At 70.1% G+C, this 18384-nt stretch carries 13 protein-coding genes; 7 read left to right on the top strand and 6 right to left on the bottom strand.

From position 1 onward, the window contains the following. Window positions 1-366: 366 nt before the first annotated feature. Window positions 367-1665, top strand: coding sequence for a BspA family leucine-rich repeat surface protein (locus tag ADJ70_RS13110; RefSeq protein ID WP_050342117.1), 1299 nt, complete (start codon window positions 367-369; stop codon window positions 1663-1665). 39 nt (window positions 1666-1704) lie between these two features. Here ADJ70_RS13110 and ADJ70_RS13105 read toward each other — a convergent pair whose 3' ends face one another. Beyond that, window positions 1705-1911: a hypothetical protein gene (locus ADJ70_RS13105; RefSeq protein WP_050342115.1), complete on the bottom strand. Its 207-nt coding sequence runs from the start codon at window positions 1909-1911 to the stop codon at window positions 1705-1707. Between ADJ70_RS13105 and ADJ70_RS15785 the strand changes: the two genes are divergently transcribed. Then, complete coding sequence (locus ADJ70_RS15785; RefSeq protein ID WP_371256095.1) at window positions 1856-2905, top strand: GyrI-like domain-containing protein; 1050 nt, start codon at window positions 1856-1858, stop codon at window positions 2903-2905. The two genes, ADJ70_RS13105 and ADJ70_RS15785, sit on opposite strands and share 56 nt — an antisense overlap. 323 nt (window positions 2906-3228) lie before the next feature. Beyond that, window positions 3229-3909, top strand: a complete 681-nt coding sequence (locus ADJ70_RS13090) for a DUF3800 domain-containing protein (protein ID WP_050342110.1) — start codon at window positions 3229-3231, stop codon at window positions 3907-3909. 80 nt (window positions 3910-3989) lie between these two features. Here ADJ70_RS13090 and ADJ70_RS13085 read toward each other — a convergent pair whose 3' ends face one another. Then, entirely contained in the window at window positions 3990-4325 is a 336-nt protein-coding gene (locus ADJ70_RS13085) for a hypothetical protein (RefSeq protein ID WP_157051553.1), read from the bottom strand. A 190-nt stretch (window positions 4326-4515) separates the two neighbouring features. On the opposite strand from ADJ70_RS13085, the gene ADJ70_RS13080 reads away from it, so the two are divergent. Next, a complete protein-coding gene (locus tag ADJ70_RS13080; RefSeq protein ID WP_050342106.1) occupies window positions 4516-4833 on the top strand; it encodes an integrase core domain-containing protein in 318 nt (105 codons plus the stop codon). 454 nt (window positions 4834-5287) lie between these two features. On the opposite strand, the gene ADJ70_RS13075 is transcribed toward ADJ70_RS13080, so the two are convergent. After that, entirely contained in the window at window positions 5288-6205 is a 918-nt protein-coding gene (locus ADJ70_RS13075) for a hypothetical protein (protein WP_050342104.1), read from the bottom strand. A gap of 219 nt (window positions 6206-6424) precedes the next feature. Here ADJ70_RS13075 and ADJ70_RS13070 point away from each other — a divergent pair, with 219 nt between their 5' ends. Further along, window positions 6425-7150, top strand: a complete 726-nt coding sequence (locus tag ADJ70_RS13070) for a BspA family leucine-rich repeat surface protein (RefSeq protein ID WP_050342102.1) — start codon at window positions 6425-6427, stop codon at window positions 7148-7150. Continuing rightward, window positions 7147-8742 (top strand): BspA family leucine-rich repeat surface protein, encoded by a 1596-nt coding sequence (locus tag ADJ70_RS13065; protein WP_062393166.1) that lies wholly within the window; start codon window positions 7147-7149, stop codon window positions 8740-8742. The genes ADJ70_RS13070 and ADJ70_RS13065 overlap by 4 nt, the downstream gene beginning before the upstream one ends. A gap of 38 nt (window positions 8743-8780) precedes the next feature. On the opposite strand, the gene ADJ70_RS13060 is transcribed toward ADJ70_RS13065, so the two are convergent. After that, window positions 8781-9683: a hypothetical protein gene (locus ADJ70_RS13060; RefSeq protein ID WP_050342097.1), complete on the bottom strand. Its 903-nt coding sequence runs from the start codon at window positions 9681-9683 to the stop codon at window positions 8781-8783. Window positions 9684-9907: 224 nt separating this feature from the next. Between ADJ70_RS13060 and ADJ70_RS13055 the strand changes: the two genes are divergently transcribed. Next, entirely contained in the window at window positions 9908-11452 is a 1545-nt protein-coding gene (locus ADJ70_RS13055) for a BspA family leucine-rich repeat surface protein (protein WP_050342095.1), read from the top strand. Between the two features lie 683 nt (window positions 11453-12135). Here ADJ70_RS13055 and ADJ70_RS13045 read toward each other — a convergent pair. After that, window positions 12136-13056 carry a hypothetical protein gene (locus ADJ70_RS13045; RefSeq protein ID WP_050342091.1) on the bottom strand — a complete coding sequence of 307 codons (921 nt, stop codon included), beginning with the start codon at window positions 13054-13056 and terminating at the stop codon, window positions 12136-12138. Window position 13057: 1 nt separating this feature from the next. Further along, on the bottom strand, window positions 13058-18313 hold the full coding sequence (locus tag ADJ70_RS13040) for a leucine-rich repeat domain-containing protein (protein WP_050342088.1): 5256 nt from the start codon (window positions 18311-18313) through the stop codon (window positions 13058-13060). Window positions 18314-18384 lie beyond the last annotated feature (71 nt).

The following is an 18384-nucleotide window of genomic DNA, read 5'->3' as shown; positions in this document are numbered from 1 at the left end:
CTTACCGCACGGCCGTGTCGCCCTACCGCACCATCATACGTCACTTCCCACGGATGGGCCAGCAATGCCCCCGGTTGTCGCTCCGGACCCCACCCGCAACCCCGTCGAGGGTGGCGGACGACCCTTCGGGAGCGCCCCACGCACCCGCATGTCACCCGTCTCCGCGACACCGTAGCGGCGTCGATCGGGCACCGGGACCACGGGCTCGGCCACGCCACTCGGTAACGCCGAGTGCGCGACGCGCGTGCCAACCGGTGACGCCGAGTGGCACGCACGGCGCGGCTCGGGGCCATCCGGCAGCCCGAGGGCCCGCATAGCATATACTGGGCACGTGGCGGACCCCACGAGGGAGACGGAGGAGGGACCATGGAGGAACAGGCACCCCAAGACCCCGGCGCACGGAAAGACCGGAGGACCACCCACGGCCACACGGGCATCACGGCGCTACGCCTGGTGACTCTCGCCGCCTGCCTGGCGTTCGCGCTCATGCTGGCCACGGCGCCGCCCCGCGAGGCACCGAGGGTCGGCGCCATCGGCGCCGGCTGCTCCTACGAGCTCGACACGTGGACCGGCACGCTCACCATCCGTCCCACGGACGGGGTGTCTGGGGAGATGGCCCGCGTCCGCGACGCGCTGCCCGACGAAGACCTCCGGCACGCCGTCAAGTCGGTGACCGTCGAGGAGGGCGTCCTGGCGCCTGCGGACTCAGGCTACCTCTTCGGGGGCCTGTACGCGATGGAGGCCCTCGACCTCTCGGGCCTCGACACCTCACAGGTCACAAACATGGGGGACATGTTCTTCGCGTGCTCGTCGCTCCGGTCCCTCGACCTCTCCGGCTGGGACACCTCACAGGTCACAAACATGGGGGACATGTTCCTCGGGTGCTCGTCGCTCGCCTCCCTCGACCTCTCCGGCTGGGACACCTCACGGGTCACGGACATGTGGGGCATGTTCTCCGGCTGCTCGTCGCTCTCCTCCGTCGACCTCTCGGGCTGGGACACATCGATGGTCACCGACATGGGATACATGTTCGACGGCTGCTGCTCGCTCACGTCGCTCGACCTCTCCCACTTCGACACCTCGATGGTCACGGACATGGGTCGCATGTTCTGCGGATGCTCGTCGCTCACCTCCCTCGATCTCTCCCACTTCGACACCTCGCAGGTTACGGACATGAGCGGCATGTTCTCCGGGTGCTCCTCGCTCGCCTCCCTCGACCTCTCGGGCTGGGACACCTCGCGGGTCATCGGCATGGGATACATGTTCTGCGACTGCGCCTCGCTCGCCTCACTCGACACATCCCACCTCGACACCTCGAAGGTCACCGGCATGAGCGGCATGTTCTGCGGCTGCGCCTCGCTCCCCTCCCTCGACCTCTCCGGCTGGGACACCTCCGGGGTCGGGGGCATGTGGGGGATGTTCTGGGGCTGTTCGTCGCTCTCCTCCCTGGCGGTCGGGGAGCGCTGCGGGAACGTCCTCTCCACCGACATGCACACCTCGCTCCCCGCGGGCGTGGGCGGCTGGGGGTGGCACTCCGAGAGGGACAAGAGGTGGCTCACGACAGGCGAGCTCTCGTCCTCTCGCCGGGGGGTGGCGGACACCTACACGGCCCCCGAGGCCTGGAGGTCGCTGGTGTCGCCGCAGGCGGCCACGGCGTCGCCGTAGGGGCGCGGGGACCGGGGCCGGGCTTGCCCCAGGCCCCGCCTACCCGACGTCCCCCTCCTGGGCCGCGCGGGAGGCCTCCAGCCCCGAGCCCGCGCGCTCGAGGGCGGCGCCGACCAGGCAGAGGGCGCAGAGGTAGATGGTGGCCGTCTGGAGGCGGGGGAGGAAGCTGTAGTAGCTGTAGTGCTCGGCGATGCCTCGGAGCATGAGGGCGACCAGGGCCGCGCACCCCGCCGCGCGAAGCGCCATGCGCCCGCGCCCCGCCTCCCCTCCTGGCCCCGGGCGCTCGAGGCCGACGAGCAGCGAGAGGGCCGACGCCGCGACGAAGTGGGTGGGCCAGGCGCAGGGCCACCCACGCCCGGTCCACGGGGTGCCCCGCCTGCCCGGCCATCCTCGCTATCCCGGAGGCGTAGAACTCGTTTGCCACCACGCAGCAGGCGGTGTAGAGGTAGACCCCCGAGGCGAACGCGAGGCCATCGCCTCGGGTGCGTGCCGGCCGTTGCGGCTCGAACGAGAGGTCGCGCCGGGCGCGACGCAGCCGCGCCCCCGGAACGGCCCGGGCGCGGCGATCGGCAGGTCGACCGCCGTGCGCCCCGGGAGGGCCGGGGCCGGCGCTATGTGCGCGTGCAGGTCGCCCACCGCGGCCACGCGGGGCCGTCCCCGTCCGGCTCTCAGGTGGAAGACGCCGCCGACCGACCTGACGGTGGGGACCGAGCTTGGGAGGTCGCGGCGCATCGGGTCGGGCCCGGGCGGCGCGCCCCAGCCGGTCGCAGGGGCCGGGTCGCGGCACACGGTCCGATGCGTTCGATGGAACGGGGATATCCGACAAAAGTTCATTATCCTGGGTGTCCCTCATCCGCCAGCCAGACTTCGTGGCCCCGAGGCATTCGAGCACATCTGCTCGCTCGTCATCGACAAGAAGCCCGAACTCGCGTCCGCAGTCGAACACGGAAATCTGCGCCTCGTCCGTTTCTCGGAAGGAACTTGCGCGCAGATCATGCACAAAGGCCCCTACGACGATGAGCCCGCAACGATCGCGAAGCTTTCGAGTTTTGTTGCTGATCAGAACCTTCGCCTCGACATCGGAAACGCGAGCGGTTCGGACCCGCAGGACATCCTCGGCTTTCTGGACTGCGATGGAGTCATCCCGCGGATCTGTCTCCACCACGAGATATACCTGGGCGATCCTCGCCGGATGAAGCCTGAAAACCTCAAGACAGTCATCAGGCATCCCATTGCATAGGAGGCCGAGAATGGACTTCGCGAAGATAGACGCCCGCCCGCTTTCATACCCCGGGGCAAGCAAGGCGTTCCATGATAAATGGAGCTGGATGGTCTACTGGGTAGGCGGCAGGCAGTTCGCCTGCAAGTGCACGACTAAGCCCAAAGCGAAGAAGCCCTACGCAGGACGGCATCTTCTTCCGCAATGCCATCCTGACCATCTTCCCTCCATAGACATAAATCGAGAAGTCTGCTATAAATGAAATATATTCTGGGCTGGCCGAAAGGCCCTGGTCCACCCAAGGGCGGGGACGTTTTCCCCGCCACTTTTGTTTTAGGGGATAAATGTCTAGGCTCAGCGTATTCATAGACGAATCGGGTGATTTCGGGTCTTACGAGCACCATGCCCCGTACTACATCATCACCCTGGTCTTTCACGATCAGGGCTCCGACATCTCAGAGCAAATCGACCACCTGAAGCGCCATCTCGTCGAGCAGAATTTCGCGGAGAACCACGCCATACACTCCGCCCCGCTCATCAGGCGAGAGAGGGACTACTCCGGCATGGATCTCACGGCGCGCCGCAAGCTCTTCCGGTCCCTCTTCACCTTCATGCGCTTGTGCGATATCTCCTACAAATCCTTCGCCTTTAAGAAACGAGAGTTCTCAGACCACGACCAGATGGTATCCAGGATATCTCGCGAGGTAAGCACGTTCCTGAAGGATCACCTCGCATTCCTGCAGTCCTTCGACCGCATAATCGTCTACTACGACAACGGGCAAAAGGAGATAACCAACCTCGTGAACACGCTCTTCAACGCTTTCCTGGAGGCGGAAGTCAGGAAGGTGTCCCCCTCCGACTACAGTCTGTTCCAGGCGGCGGACATGTTCTGCACCCTTGCGCTTCTCGAGGAGAAGCGCAAAAACGAAGGGCTAAGCAACTCGGAGAAGGAGTTCTTCATGAGCATAAGAGACCTGAAGAAGAATTATCTAAAACCCGCCAATGCGAAAAGGCTTTCCCTGTAGGAGCTTAGCCATAACTGTTGCTCGAATAAAACCGTTGCCAGGCACCAGAGAGAAAGCGAGCCTTCGGTAGTTCTCGTGGCCTAGAGGTCGCCTGGTTGTCCCGTGCCACCTTCCTCCTCTCCTCCCCGCGATCCTCCCAGGGAAGTGCCGGCTGCCCATCGGAGCAGCGCAGCATGAGAAGCGCGACGAGGTTGTCGGTGTCGTGGGACCGCAGCCATGCGCACCGTCACCTTAGCCTTGTCGTCGGTGCCCCCCGCGCGGCCGACTCCGGCGCCCGGCGCCACGGCGGCGACGACGTCCGCGCGCCTGCGCCCCGCCCTCCTCTCGACGGCGACCACGGGCCCGATCTCGCGGCAGGCGGCCCCGCGCGGCCAGCCGTCGGGCATGGCCTCGGCCTCGGCGGTGTGTTTTGTCAACTCCCAGTCCCCTACATGGCCGCGGTGATCGACCTGTGCACGCGCATGGCGCCGGTCCTGGCCTTCCCAGGGCGCATGACGGCCGACCTGCCGATCGCCGCGCTCGGGCCGTCCCGGGGGCGCGGCTACGTCGCGCTCGGCGCGATCTCTCGCTCGGACCGCGGCAGCCAGCACGCACCCGAGGCAGGCGATGGCCGACTGGGCGCACGGCGCACGGCGCACGGCGCACGACGTGAGGCTGCCCGCCGGCGAGACGGGACCCCGCCACGACAACGCCGTCGCCGAGTCATTCCTCGGCACGTCCGAGGACGAGACGTGCCACCCTCGCAGCTTCGCCACCCGCAAGGAGGCGCGACTCGCATCAGCCGGGTACGTCGAGGGATACCACGACCGCCGTCGCCCGCACTCCACGATCGACTACCACATCCCCGCAGAGGAGATGGACGCACTCTTCGAGCGCATGGACGCGATGGTCGCGAGAGAGGAGGCGTTGCCACTGGCGGCATGATTATGGGCCGCTCGCTGTCCGGGGGGGTTGAAACAGTTCAGCCCTCGCCCACGGGGGCAAAGGCGCGCGGGGGACGGCGCCGGGGCCGCGTGCAGCCTCACGGAGGGGCGCATCTCGGCCCGACGCCTCACGAAAAGGCGCAGTCTGTGGCCTCCGCGTCGCACAGAATGCGCTTTTCCGTTACATCACCGCCCGGGAGGCGTGGGGTACGACCCCCCGCCAGCCTGCGGGGCACTATGGAGAATGGCCCAACTGGGCAAACGTGCTCGAGCAACCCCCCGCCAGGCTGGCGGGGGGTTGCGCTAGGGTCCGCAGGCCCCAGCCTGGGGCCTGGCCGCGCAGAAAGGCGCAGTCTGAGCAGGGGGCCTCGCTGATGGCGCGCCCTGGGTCAGGCCGCAGGCGGCCCAAGCGTCGCCCTAGGGGCGCCTGGGCCAAGGCCGGCCCCTGGCCCCGCCTACCCGTCCTCCCACTCCGGGGCCGCGCCGGCGGGGCCATCAAGCCTCGATCCCACGCGCTCGAGGGCAGCGCCGACCAGACAGAGGGCGCAGAGGTAGATGGTGACCGTCTGGAGGCGGGGGAGGAAGCTGTAGTAGCTGTAGTGCTCGGCGATGCCTCGGAGCATGAGGGCGACCAGGGCCGCGCACCCCGCCGCGCGAAGCGCCATGCGCCCGCGCCCCGCCTCCCCTCCTGGCCCCGGGCGCTCGAGGCCGACGAGCAGCGAGAGGGCCGACGCCGCGACGAAGTGGGCCAGGCGCAGGGCCACCCACGCCCGGTCCACGGCATGCCCCTCCTGCTCGGCCATCTTGGCCATCCCGGAGGCGTAGAACTCGTTTGTCACCACGCAGCAGGCGGTATAGAGGTAGACCCCCGAGAGGAACGCGAGGCCCAGCGACGCGACGTCGCCCGCGGCCCTCCCGTAGCGCACCGGCGCGCTCCCCCCTCGCGGGCGCCGCCCCGCCAGGAGCGCGGCCCCCGCGAGGAGCGCCGCCGCCCCCAGGGCCATGAGGAGGCCCCAGAGCCTCGTGAGGGCGAAACTGCGTATGGTGGGGAGGGAGAAGCCGAGGAGGTGCACCGCGAGGGGGCCCAGGGCGCGCACCCTGCCCCTCCTTAGCCACAGGAGCGCGAGGACGACGACGCAGAGCAGGTAGGCGTCTGTGAGCACCTCCCCTAGCAGACTGTACACCTCTATGGAGTCCCTCTCCCCCGAGAGCGCCTCCCCGAGCCCCCAGAGCCGCACGTCGTCGAGGACCTCCGGGAGGGTGGGGATGACATACCCCACCCACGAGAGCACGTTCTCCAGCAGGAGGAGGACCGCCCCCAGCAGCACGAGCGCCCTCCCAGCCCTGCGGGCCATGCCACCGCTTTCGTCCATGCGCCCTCCTCCCTCAAGCCCGCGCGCCTTCCGCGCGGCCATGCCCGTCCCTTGGCACCATCATACGCCATCCCACGAGCCAACGCGCGGGGTGATGGCGCCGACGGAGCGGGGGCGCCTGCGGCCCGCAGGCCCCGCGTGGCGTATACTGGGCACATGGCGGGCCCGCGCGAACCACGCGCGGCCCGAGGCCGACCCCGCGAGGATGGAGGAGGGACCATGGACGCACAGGCACCCCGAGACCCCGGCGCACGGAAGAGCGGCCCCAGGCACCGAGGCCTCACGGCGCTTCGCCTGGTGACCCTCGCCGCCTGCCTGGCGCTCGCGCTCATGCTGGCCACGGCGCCGCCCCGCGAGGCGCCGAGGGTCGGCGCCATCGGCTCCGGCTGCTCCTACGAGCTCGATACGTGGACCGGCAGGCTCACCATCCGCCCCACGGACGGAGTGTCCGGGGAGATGGCCCACGTCTATGGCGCGCTGCCCGAAGACGACCTCCGGCACGCCGTCAGGTCGGTGACCGTCGAGAGGGGCGTCCTTGCGCCCGCGGACTCAAGTCACCTCTTCTGGAGCCTGGACGCGATGGAGACCCTCGACCTCTCGGGCCTCGACACCTCGCGGGTCACGGACATGAGCGAGATGTTCCGCGGCTGCACCTCACTCTCCTCCCTCGACCTCTCCGGGCTCGACACCTCGCGGGTCACGGACATGAGCGAGATGTTCTCCGTCTGCTACTCGCTCGCCTCCCTCGACCTCTCGGGCCTCGACACATCGCAGGTCACGAAGATGATCGGCATGTTTGAAGGCTGCTACTCGCTCGCCTCCCTCGACCTCTCCGGGCTCGACACCTCGCGGGTCACGGACATGAGCGAGATGTTCTCCGGCTGCTCCTCACTGGCTTCTCTCGACCTCTCGGGCTGGGACACATCAAAGGTCGCGTACATATGAGCGACCGTTTCTCGGGCGGGAGAGGGATGTTCTCCGGCTGCTCCTCACTGGTTTCCCTCGACCTCTCCGGCTGGGACACCTCGCGGGTCACGAACATGAGGCGCATGTTCTCCGACTGCTCCTCACTCACGTCCCTCGACCTCTCCGGCTGGGACACCTCGCGGGTTACCGATATGTGTCTCATGTTCTCCGGCTGCTCCTCGCTCACGTCCCTCGACCTCTCCCACCTTGACACCTCACAGGTCACGGACATGGGGTACATGTTCTCTAGCTGCTCCTCGCTCACGTCCCTCGACCTCTCCGGCTGGGACACCTCGCGAGTCACGGACATGGGGCGCATGTTCTCCGGCTGCTCCTCGCTCTCCTCCCTCGACCTCTCGGGCTGGGACACCTCGAAGGTCACGGACATGGGGCGCATGTTCTCCGGCTGCTCGTCGCTCGCGTCCCTCGACCTCTCCGGCTGGGACACCTCGCGGGTCACGGACATGGGGCACATGTTCCAGGGCTGCTCCTCGCTCGCGTCCCTCGACCTCTCGGGCTGGGACACCTCGAAGGTCACACGCATGGGTTTCATGTTCTCCGGCTGCGCCTCGCTCCCCTCCCTCGACCTCTCCGGCTGGGACACCTCCGGGGCCGGGGGCATGTGGGGGATGTTCTTTGGCTGCTCCTCGCTCTCCTCCCTGGCGGTCGGGGAGAGGTGCGGGGGCGTCCTCTCCGCCGACAGGCACACGGCGCTCCCCGCGGGCGTGAGCGGCTGGGGGTGGCACTCCGAGAGGGACAAGAGGTGGCTCACACTGAGCGAGCTCTCGTCCTCTCGCCAGGGGTGGCCGACACCTACACGGCACCCGGGGCCTGGAGGTCGCTGGTGTCGCCGCAGGCGGCCCAAGCGTCGCCGTAGGGCGCGAGGGAGAAGTTGGACATGCAGGGAGGTGCAGGCAGACGATCTAAGGCGGGCCTTCGGAGGCTCGCGTGGGGCCGATGCCCCAATGGGGCTCGGCGGCACCGGCACGCCCAAGAGGAGCTGGCCCAAGCAGGCCCTCCGCAAGAGGACCATCCTGACTTCCCGGCGCTTCCTTAGCCCGCTGGACACAGGCCCAAGCCGTCGCCTGCCCCATGGGCCTGCGCCCGGCTGCGGAAGTCCATGGGCCGCCGCCCACGCGCGGCGGTTGTCTCCGGCGCCATGCGGCCCTCGCCCACAGGGGCGGAGGCGCGGCGGCCGCCAGGCCTGCGGGGGACGGTGCCGGTGCCGCGGAGGAGGGCCGTGCAGCCTCACGGAGGGGCGCATCTCGGCCCGACGCCCCGTAGAGAGGCGCAGTCTGCGGCCCCCACGTCGCGCAGAGTGCGCTTTTCCGTTACATCACCGCCCGGGAGGCGTGGGACGCGACCGCCCGCCAGCCTGCGGGGCACTATGGAAAGTGGCCCAACTGGGCAAACGTGCTCGAGCAACCCCCCGCCAGGCTGGCGGGGGGTTGCGCCAGGGCCCGCAGGCCTCGGCCTGGGGCCTGGCCGCGCAGAAAGGTGCAGTCTGGACAGAGGGCCTCGCTGAGGGCGCGCCCTGCGTCAGGCCGCAGGCGGCCCAAGCGTCGCCGTAGGGGCGCCTGGGCGAGGCCAGGGGCCGGCCCGGCCTCGCCTATCCGGCATCCCCCTCCGGGGCCGCGCCGGCGGGGCCATCAAGCCTCGATCCCACGCGCTCGAGGGCAGCGCCGACCAGACAGAGGGCGCAGAGGTAGATGGTGACCGTCTGGAGGCGGGGGAGGAAGCTGTAGTAGCTGTAGTGCTCGGCGATGCCCCGGAGCATGAGGGCGGCCAGGGCCGCGCACCCCGCCGCGCGAAGCGCCACGCGCCCGCGCCCCGCCTCCCCGCCCGGTCCCGGGCGCTCGAGGGCGACGAGCAGGGAGACGGCCGACGCCGCGGCGAAGTGGGCCAGGCGCAGGGCCACCCACCCCCGGTCCACGGCATGCCCCACCTGCCCGGCCACCACGGCCATCTCGGAGGCGTAGAACTCGCTTGCCCCCACGCAGCAGGCGGTGTAGAGGTAGGCCCCCGAGAGGAACGCGAGGCCCAGCGTCGCGACGTCGCCCGCGGCCCTCCCGTAGCGCGCCGGCACGCTCCCCCCTCGCGGGCGCTGCCCCGCCAGGAGCACCGCCCCCGCGAGGAGCGCCGCCACCCCCAGGGCCACGAGGGGGGTGGCGGCATTCGTATAGTCTCCCCAACGAATGATGTGGAGGGAGAAGCCGAGGAGGTGCGCCGCGAGGGGGCCCAGTGCGCGCGCCCTGCCCCACCTCAGCAACAGGGGCGCGAGGACGGCGGCACAGAGCAGGTAGGCGTCTATGAGCACGTCCCCCAGCAGCCGGTACGTCTCCAGGCGGCCCACCTCCCCCGAGAGCGCCCCCTCGGGCCCCCGCTGCAGCACGTCGGCGAGCACCTCCTGGAGGGCGGGCAGCTCGGTCTGCGCGCAGCAGAGAACGCTCCTCACCAGGAGGAGGGCCGCCCCCAGCAGCACGAGCGCCCTCCCGGCCTTGCGCCTGTCCATGCGCCCTCCTCCTCCCTCAGGCCCGCGCGCCTGCCGCGCGGCCATGCCGTCCTTTGGCACCATCATACGCCATCCCACGAGCCAACGCGCAGGGTGATTGCGCCGGCGGAGCGGGGGCGCCTGCGGCCCGCAGGCCCCGCGTGGCGTATACTGGGCACGTGGCGGGCCAGCGCGAGCCACGCGCGGCCCGAGGCCGACCCCACGAGGGAGACGGAGGAGGGACCATGGACGCACAGGCACCCCGAGACCCCGACACGCGGAAGAGCGCCCCCAGGCACCTAGGCCTCACGGCGCTTCGCCTGGTGACCATCGCCGCCTGCCTGGCGTTCGCGCTCATGCTGGCCACGGCGCCGCCCCGCGAGGCGCCGAGGGTCGGCGCCATCGGCTCCGGCTGCTCCTACGAGCTCGATACGTGGACCGGCAGGCTCACCATCCGCCCCACGGACGGAGTGTCCGGGGAGATGGCCCGCGTCTATGGCGCGCTGCCCGAAGACGACCTCCGGCACGCCGTCAGGTCGGTGACCGTCGAGAGGGGCGTCCTTGCGCCTGCGGACTCAAGTCACCTCTTCTGGAGCCTGGACGCAATGGAGACTCTCGACCTCTCGGGCCTCGACACCTCGCGGGTCACGGACATGAGCGAGATGTTCCGCGGCTGCACCTCACTCTCCTCCCTCGACCTCTCCGGGCTCGACACCTCGCGGGTCACGGACATGAGCGAGATGTTCTCCGTCTGCTACTCGCTCGCCTCCCTCGACCTCTCGGGCCTCGACACATCGCAGGTCACGAAGATGATCGGCATGTTTGAAGGCTGCTACTCGCTCGCCTCCCTCGACCTCTCCGGGCTCGACACCTCGCGGGTCACGGACATGAGCGAGATGTTCTCCAACTGCTCCTCACTGGCTTCTCTCGACCTCTCGGGCTGGGACACATCAAAGGTCGCGTACATGAGCGACCGTTTCTCGGGCGGGAGAGGGATGTTCTCCGGCTGCTCCTCACTGGTTTCCCTCGACCTCTCCGGCTGGGACACCTCGCGGGTCACGGACATGAGGTGCATGTTCTCCGACTGCTCCTCACTCACGTCCCTCAACCTCTCCGGCTGGGACACCTCCGGGATCGAGGGCATGTGGGGGATGTTCCTGGGCTGCTCCTCGCTCTCCTCCCTCGACCTCTCCGGCTGGGACACCTCGCGGGTCACTGACATGTGGGGCATGTTCGACGGCTGCTCCTCGCTCTCCTCCCTCCACCTCTCCGGATGGGACACATCGCGGGTCACGGACATGGGAGACATGTTCGCCGGCTGCTCGTCGCTTTCCTCCCTCGACCTCTCCGGATGGGACACCTCGAAGGTCACGGACATGGGGCGCATGTTCGACGGCTGCTCCTCACTGGTTTCCCTCGACCTCTTCGGCTGGGACACCTCAGGGGTCACGGACATGAGCGGCATGTTCTTCGGCTGCGCCTCGCTCCCCTCCCTCGACCTCTCCGGCTGGGACACCTCCGGGGCCGGGGGCATGTGGGGGATGTTCCAAGGATGCTCGTCGCTCTCCTCCCTGGCGGTCGGGGAGAGGTGCGGGGGCGTCCTCTCCGCCGACAGGCACACGGCGCTCCCCGCGGGCGTGGGCGGCTGGGGGTGGCACTCCGAGAGGGACAAGAGGTGGCTCACACTGGGCGAGCTCTCGTCCTCTCGCCAGGGGGTGGCGGACACCTACACGGCCCCCGAGGCCTGGAGGTCGCTGGTGTCGCCGCAGGCGGCCCAAGCGTCGCCGTAGGGGCGCGGGGGAGAAGTTTGACATGCAGGGAGGTGCAGGCAGACGATCTAAGGCGGGCCTTCGGAGGCTCGCGTGGGACCGATGCCCCAATGGGGCTCGGCGGCACCGGCACGCCCAAGAGGAGCTGGCCCAAGCAGGCCCGCCGCAAGAGGATCACCCTGACCTCCCGGAACCTCCTTAGCCCGCTGGACACAGGCCCGAGCCGTCCCCTGCCCCGAGGGCCTGCGCCCGGCTGCGGAAGTCCATGGGCCGCCGCCCACGCGCGGCGGCCGTCTCCGGCGCCATGCGGCCCTCGCCCACAGGGGCGGAGGCGCGGGGGGACGGCACCGGGGCCGCGTGCAGCCTCACGGAGGGGCGCATCTCGGCCCGACGCCTCACGAAAAGGCGCAGTCTGCGGCCTCCGCGTCGCACAGAATGCGCTTTTCCGTTACATCACCGCCCGGGAGGCGTGGGGCGCGACCCCCCGCCAGCCTGCGGGGCACTATGGAGAATGGCCCAACTGGGCAAACGCGCTCGGACAACCCCCCGCCAGGCTGCGGGGGGGTTGCGCCGGGGCCCGCAGGTCCCAGCCTGGGGCCTGGCCGCGCAGAAAGGCGCAGTCTGAGCAGGGGGCCTCGCTGATGGCGCGCCCCGGGTCAGGCCGCAGGCGGCCCAAGCGTCGCCGTAGGGGCCCCTGGCCCCGCCTACCCGTCCTCCCACTCCGGGGCCGCGCCGGCGGGGCCATCAAGCCTCGATCCCACGCGCTCGAGGGCAGCGCCGACCAGACAGAGGGCGCAGAGGTAGATGGTGACCGTCTGGAGGCGGGGGAGGAAGCTGTAGTAGCTGTAGTGCTCGGCGATGCCTCGGAGCATGAGGGCGACCAGGGCCGCGCACCCCGCCGCGCGAAGCGCCATGCGCCCGCGCCCCGCCTCCCCTCCTGGCCCCGGGCGCCCGACGCAGACGAGCAGGGAGACGGCCGACGCCGCGACGAAGTGGGCCAGGCGCAGGGCCACCCACGCCCGGTCCACGGCATGCCCCTCCTGCTCGGCCATCTTGGCCATCCCGGAGGCGTAGAACTCGTTTGTCACCACGCAGCAGGCGGTATAGAGGTAGACCCCCGAGAGGAACGCGAGGCCCAGCGACGCGACGTCGCCCGCGGCCCTCCCGTAGCGCACCGGCGCGCTCCCCCCTCGCGGGCGCCGCCCCGCCAGGAGCGCGGCCCCCGCGAGGAGCGCCGCCGCCCCCAGGGCCATGAGGAGGCCCCAGAGCCTCGTGAGGGCGAAACTGCGTATGGTGGGGAGGGAGAAGCCGAGGAGGTGCACCGCGAGGGGGCCCAGGGCGCGCACCCTGCCCCTCCTTAGCCACAGGAGCGCGAGGACGACGACGCAGAGCAGGTAGGCGTCTGTGAGCACCTCCCCTAGCAGACTGTACACCTCTATGGAGTCCCTCTCCCCCGAGAGCGCCTCCCCGAGCCCCCAGAGCCGCACGTCGTCGAGGACCTCCGGGAGGGTGGGGATGACATACCCCACCCACGAGAGCACGTTCTCCAGCAGGAGGAGGACCGCCCCCAGCAGCACGAGCGCCCTCCCAGCCCTGCGGGCCGCTCTGCCACCATCCCCGCCCACGTCAGTCCTCCTCTCGCAGCACAGGCACGTCGCAGACTACCATGTGGACGCCCGCATAGCTCTCCTCGCTCCCGCTCACGCGCAGGACAGCGGGCATGGAGACGCCCTCAGCGAGCCGCAGGGCGCAGTCGCGCGCGTAGGAGCGCCCGCCCTCCCCCTCCTCGGCCAGGCACGAGAGCTCGAAGGGAACCTCCTCTCCCCCGGCGTCAAAGAGCTTGAGACCACCTAGGCTCCCTGGGTCCATGAAGCGGCTGAAGGATAGCAGGACGGAGTCCTCCGACACGCGGGCGCAGGTGACGCGGGGTGCCTCCAGCGACACCATAGCCACCCCAACATTCATCCGCTCCGGGGGCACCTCGAGCCATTCCCCGACGTAGGGCTCGTAGCCCGCCATGGTGCAGCGCACCTGCCACCTGCCGCACGGCACGTCCCAACCGAAGGCTCCGTCGGCGCCTGTCACCTGGCAGGCCTCCTGCCCGTAGGCGGCGGCATCCCACAGCAGCGGCGCCTGGCTCACATCGTCCTCGAAGTACAGACTGACCTCCGCGCCCTGCAGACGGTTGCTAGGGACGGCCTCGTACACATAGCCGCTGGGATCGTGCGTCTGGTCTACATGTCCCGGCGTCGTATCCTTCTGCTTCCCAAACTTCTCCCACCACTTCCTGAACTTCTCCTCCAACGTCATGAGCTCATCCTCCACCCTGTCCTGAGCCCCGTCCGCAGTTTCAGAGAACCTAGTGAAGGCTATCTTGAACTTCTCCGCAACACCCCAGAAGCTGCCATAGGCGCCATAGCCGATGTTGCTGCCCCCATCAAGCGCCACGCACATTTCCATTATGGTTGCGAGGGAGAAGAGCTGTGCATCGACGAGGACATCTATGCCCAAGCTGTTCTGCACGTACATAAAGCTGTACATGCCGATCAAGACCTTCACCATGTTTGCCGCCAGCACTGCCTCCTCGTCCGAACTCAGCCCCACCTGCTGCTTCTTTTTCAGCAACTCCAGGATGAGCTTCCCCCTCGCCCCGTACGTAAGCATCTTGTCCAGCTTGGAGCACATATCCCCCACACTGATATTGTCCGTGATGGGCAGCATGCCAAGGGCCTTGCTCCGCGCCGTCGCGCCGTATTCATTTACGGCCCACCTCGCTAGCCCCCTGGCCGCCTCCTCCTTCGACGGCTGCCGCCCGTCCACCAACAGGTACCCCATGAGCTCTCGGCGCTCCCTCTCCACCCTCTCTTCAAGGCTCTGGCCGAAGATCTCCCCGAGCTTCCCCCCGATATAATCCCCAAAGATCCTGTCAGCCTTGCCCTGGTTCCACCCGGGGAAGATGGGGGACTCCCACCAGGGGAAGGTGACGGACTGGGCGACGTGGGTAACCCGCACCCAGTCGGGGGTGAAGCCTTTGTCAGCATCATCAAAGAAGCCGCTCGTCACCCACGTACCGTCCGCATCGCGCGTCGCCTCGAGCGCAAGCTCCCTTCCACCGGACATGCCTGTCACGCGGACGCTCGCCACGTCGTCGGGCCTAGTGAACGCCACCCTGTAGATGGGCGGGGAGGCCGTGTCCCTGTGGGTGTGGGTATCCCCCGCAGCGGGGTCCATCAGCTCAAGCTTCCGCGCCTCGCCCCTGCTCTTGTACTCGAGAGTGATGGCGCTGACCTCGGGGAAGCCCGGGTCGTATTCCGCGTCCCTCGCCACGCTCGCGTCGCCTCCGGCCAGCGCCTGGAAGGAGTACGCCCTGCCCTCGCCGCCGGCGACGCTCACCGGCACAAGGTACCTGCCCTTAGCGTCGGCCTCGCCGCTCCCAGCGGGCTCGCCGTCGGCGAGGATCGTGACCGTGGAGCCCGGCGCGGCCACGCCCCCGACGAGGCACCCGGCCCCCACGAGCGCGGGAAGCTCCATCGTGGTCTTGGGGAGCCCCTCATCGACGTAGCCGATCAGGTCGTCGTGGCGCTCGCCTCCCCTCGTGTAGTTCAGGGACGCATAGCTCAGCAGAGACCCGTAAGTCGCCTCCCTCACCGAAAACTCTAAGCTACCGCCCGGAGTCGACACGGGAACCGTGAGCATACCCCGGCGTTCCACGAGGCCACCCAAGGCCTCCCCGTTGAGTCGCACCGAGCCTTCCACCACCTTTGCATGCTCGGAAAGGCGCAGGCGCAACGTCATATCAGAGAGCCCCTCACGCATGCCCTCGGCCACCTCGTAGCGCAGGCGCAGGCGCAAGTGTCCCTCCCCGTCCGCGCCCTCGCAGGAGTAGCCGCTCCCCGAGGCGTCGAGGACGCCCTGCCCCATCGCCATGTTCCCCACGAGGACCTCATAGCGCATGTGGTGATCGAAGACGTACCTAAGTAGCACATAGTTCAGGGGGAAGCGCAGCGTGAGCGCGTCGGAGCACCCCTCGAACGAGGCGTCGCCGATCGCGGAGACCGACGCGGGCAGCGTCAGGGTGGCGAGCCCCGAGCAGCCCCGGAAGGCGTACTCGCCCACGGAGGTCACCGTGCCGGGCACCGAGACCGAGGAGAGCTTGGAGCAGCCGGAGAAGAGGCCGGGGACCACGCGCGCCGAGCCCTCGGCGAGCGTGGCCGAGCGCAGGGAGGAGCCCTCGAAGGGGCCGCCCGCCCACCGGTGGGCGCCCGTGGACTCGAGCGACGCCGGGACCGTGACGGACTCCACGGGGCAGCCGTCGAAGGCGTTGGAGCCCAGCCTCCTCAGGCCCTCGGGCAGCGTCAGGGTGGCGAGCGAGGAGCAGCCGGAGAAGGCCCCGTCGCCGACCGACTCCACCGTCGGCGGGAGGGAGACCGAGCGCAGGGAGGTGCAGCCCCTGAAGGCGCTGGCGCCGACCGAGGGCAGCGAGGCCGGCAGGGTGACGGACTCGATCGACGTGCAGCCCTCGTAGGCGCAGTCGCGCAGCTCCCTCACCGAGGGCGGGACCTCGAGGGAGGCCGGCAGCCCCGAGCAGCCCCGGAAGGCGTACTCGCCCACGGAGGTCACCGTGCCGGGCACCGAGACCGAGGAGAGCTTGGAGCAGCCGGAGAAGAGGCCGGGGACCACGCGCGCCGAGCCCTCGGCGAGCGTGGCCGAGCGCAGGGAGGAGCCCTCGAAGGGGCCGCCCGCCCACCGGTGGGCGCCCGTGGACTCGAGCGACGCCGGGACCGTGACGGACTCCACGGGGCAGCCGTCGAAGGCGTTGGAGCCCAGCCTCCTCAGGCCCTCGGGCAGCGTCAGGGTGGCGAGCGAGGAGCAGCCGGAGAAGGCCCCGTCGCCGACCGACTCCACCGTCGGCGGGAGGGAGACCGAGCGCAGGGAGGTGCAGCCCCTGAAGGCGCTGGCGCCGACCGAGGGCAGCGAGGCCGGCAGGGTGACGGACTCGATCGACGTGCAGCCCTCGTAGGCGCAGTCGCGCAGCTCCCTCACCGAGGGCGGGACCTCGAGGGAGGCCGGCAGCCCCGAGCAGCCCCGGAAGGCGTACTCGCCCACGGAGGTCACCGTGCCGGGCACCGAGACCGAGGAGAGCTTGGAGCAGCCGGAGAAGAGGCCGGGGACCACGCGCGCCGAGCCCTCGGCGAGCGTGGCCGAGCGCAGGGAGGAGCCCTCGAAGGGGCCGCCCGCCCACCGGTGGGCGCCCGTGGACTCGAGCGACGCCGGGACCGTGACGGACTCCACGGGGCAGCCGTCGAAGGCGTTGGAGCCCAGCCTCCTCAGGCCCTCGGGCAGCGTCAGGGTGGCGAGCGAGGAGCAGCCGGAGAAGGCCCCGTCGCCGACCGACTCCACCGTCGGCGGGAGGGAGACCGAGCGCAGGGAGGTGCAGCCCCTGAAGGCGCTGGCGCCGACCGAGGGCAGCGAGGCCGGCAGGGTGACGGACTCGATCGACGTGCAGCCCTCGTAGGCGCAGTCGCGCAGCTCCCTCACCGAGGGCGGGACCTCGAGGGAGGCCGGCAGCCCCGAGCAGCCCCGGAAGGCGTACTCGCCCACGGAGGTCACCGTGCCGGGCACCGAGACCGAGGAGAGCTTGGAGCAGCCGGAGAAGAGGCCGGGGACCACGCGCGCCGAGCCCTCGGCGAGCGTGGCCGAGCGCAGGGAGGAGCCCTCGAAGGGGCCGCCCGCCCACCGGTGGGCGCCCGTGGACTCGAGCGACGCCGGGACCGTGACGGACTCCACGGGGCAGCCGTCGAAGGCGTTGGAGCCCAGCCTCCTCAGGCCCTCGGGCAGCGTCAGGGTGGCGAGCGAGGAGCAGCCGGAGAAGGCCCCGTCGCCGACCGACTCCACCGTCGGCGGGAGGGAGACCGAGCGCAGGGAGGTGCAGCCCCTGAAGGCGCTGGCGCCGACCGAGGGCAGCGAGGCCGGCAGGGTGACGGACTCGATCGACGTGCAGCCCTCGTAGGCGCAGTCGCGCAGCTCCCTCACCGAGGGCGGGACCTCGAGGGAGGCCGGCAGCCCCGAGCAGCCCCGGAAGGCGTACTCGCCCACGGAGGTCACCGTGCCGGGCACCGAGACCGAGGAGAGCTTGGAGCAGCCGGAGAAGAGGCCGGGGACCACGCGCGCCGAGCCCTCGGCGAGCGTGGCCGAGCGCAGGGAGGAGCCCTCGAAGGGGCCGCCCGCCCACCGGTGGGCGCCCGTGGACTCGAGCGACGCCGGGACCGTGACGGACTCCACGGGGCAGCCGTCGAAGGCGTTGGAGCCCAGCCTCCTCAGGCCCTCGGGCAGCGTCAGGCTGGCGAGCGAGGAGCAGCCGGAGAAGGCCCCGTCGCCGACCGACTCCACCGTCGGCGGGAGGGAGACCGAGCGCAGGGAGGTGCAGCCCCTGAAGGCGCTGGCGGCAATGCCGACGACGGGACGGCCACCCAGCTCTGAGGGGATGGCGAGGTCGGTCTCATCGCCCGCATAGCCCGTCACCTCGACGCCGCCCTCGGCCTCGCGCCAGGAGAGGCCGCTTCCCTGGTCTGCGGGCTGAGGCTCGGCGGCCTGGCTGCCTGCCCCCGCAGGGGCGTCGCCCTGGGCCGCTTCTGCCCCATCCGGCGTCGCCTGGGGGGCGTCGCCTTGGGCCGGCTCCCGCCCCTGGGTCGCGTCCGTACCCTCCGGCGCGGCCTGGGGCGCTCCGTCGCCCTGCGCAGGCGACGGCAGCTGGGACGCGGCGGCCCGCAGCATCTGGGCGGTGACCTTGGCGTACGCGCAATCCGGGGTCATACCCACGACCAGCGTGGCGGACAGGAACAGTGACAGGAACCTCTTGGCGGCCGACATGACGTCCCCCATCTCCCTCGGGCCCCCGCCCCGGACGTCGGAGCGGAGCTGGCTAACTCCTGAAGACACCATACGCCATCACG

This window comes from Olsenella sp. oral taxon 807 (assembly GCF_001189515.2).
GTDB lineage: Bacteria > Actinomycetota > Coriobacteriia > Coriobacteriales > Atopobiaceae > Olsenella_F.
Note: the sequence above shows the minus strand (reverse complement) of the source record. Positions and strands in the feature narration are given on the sequence as shown.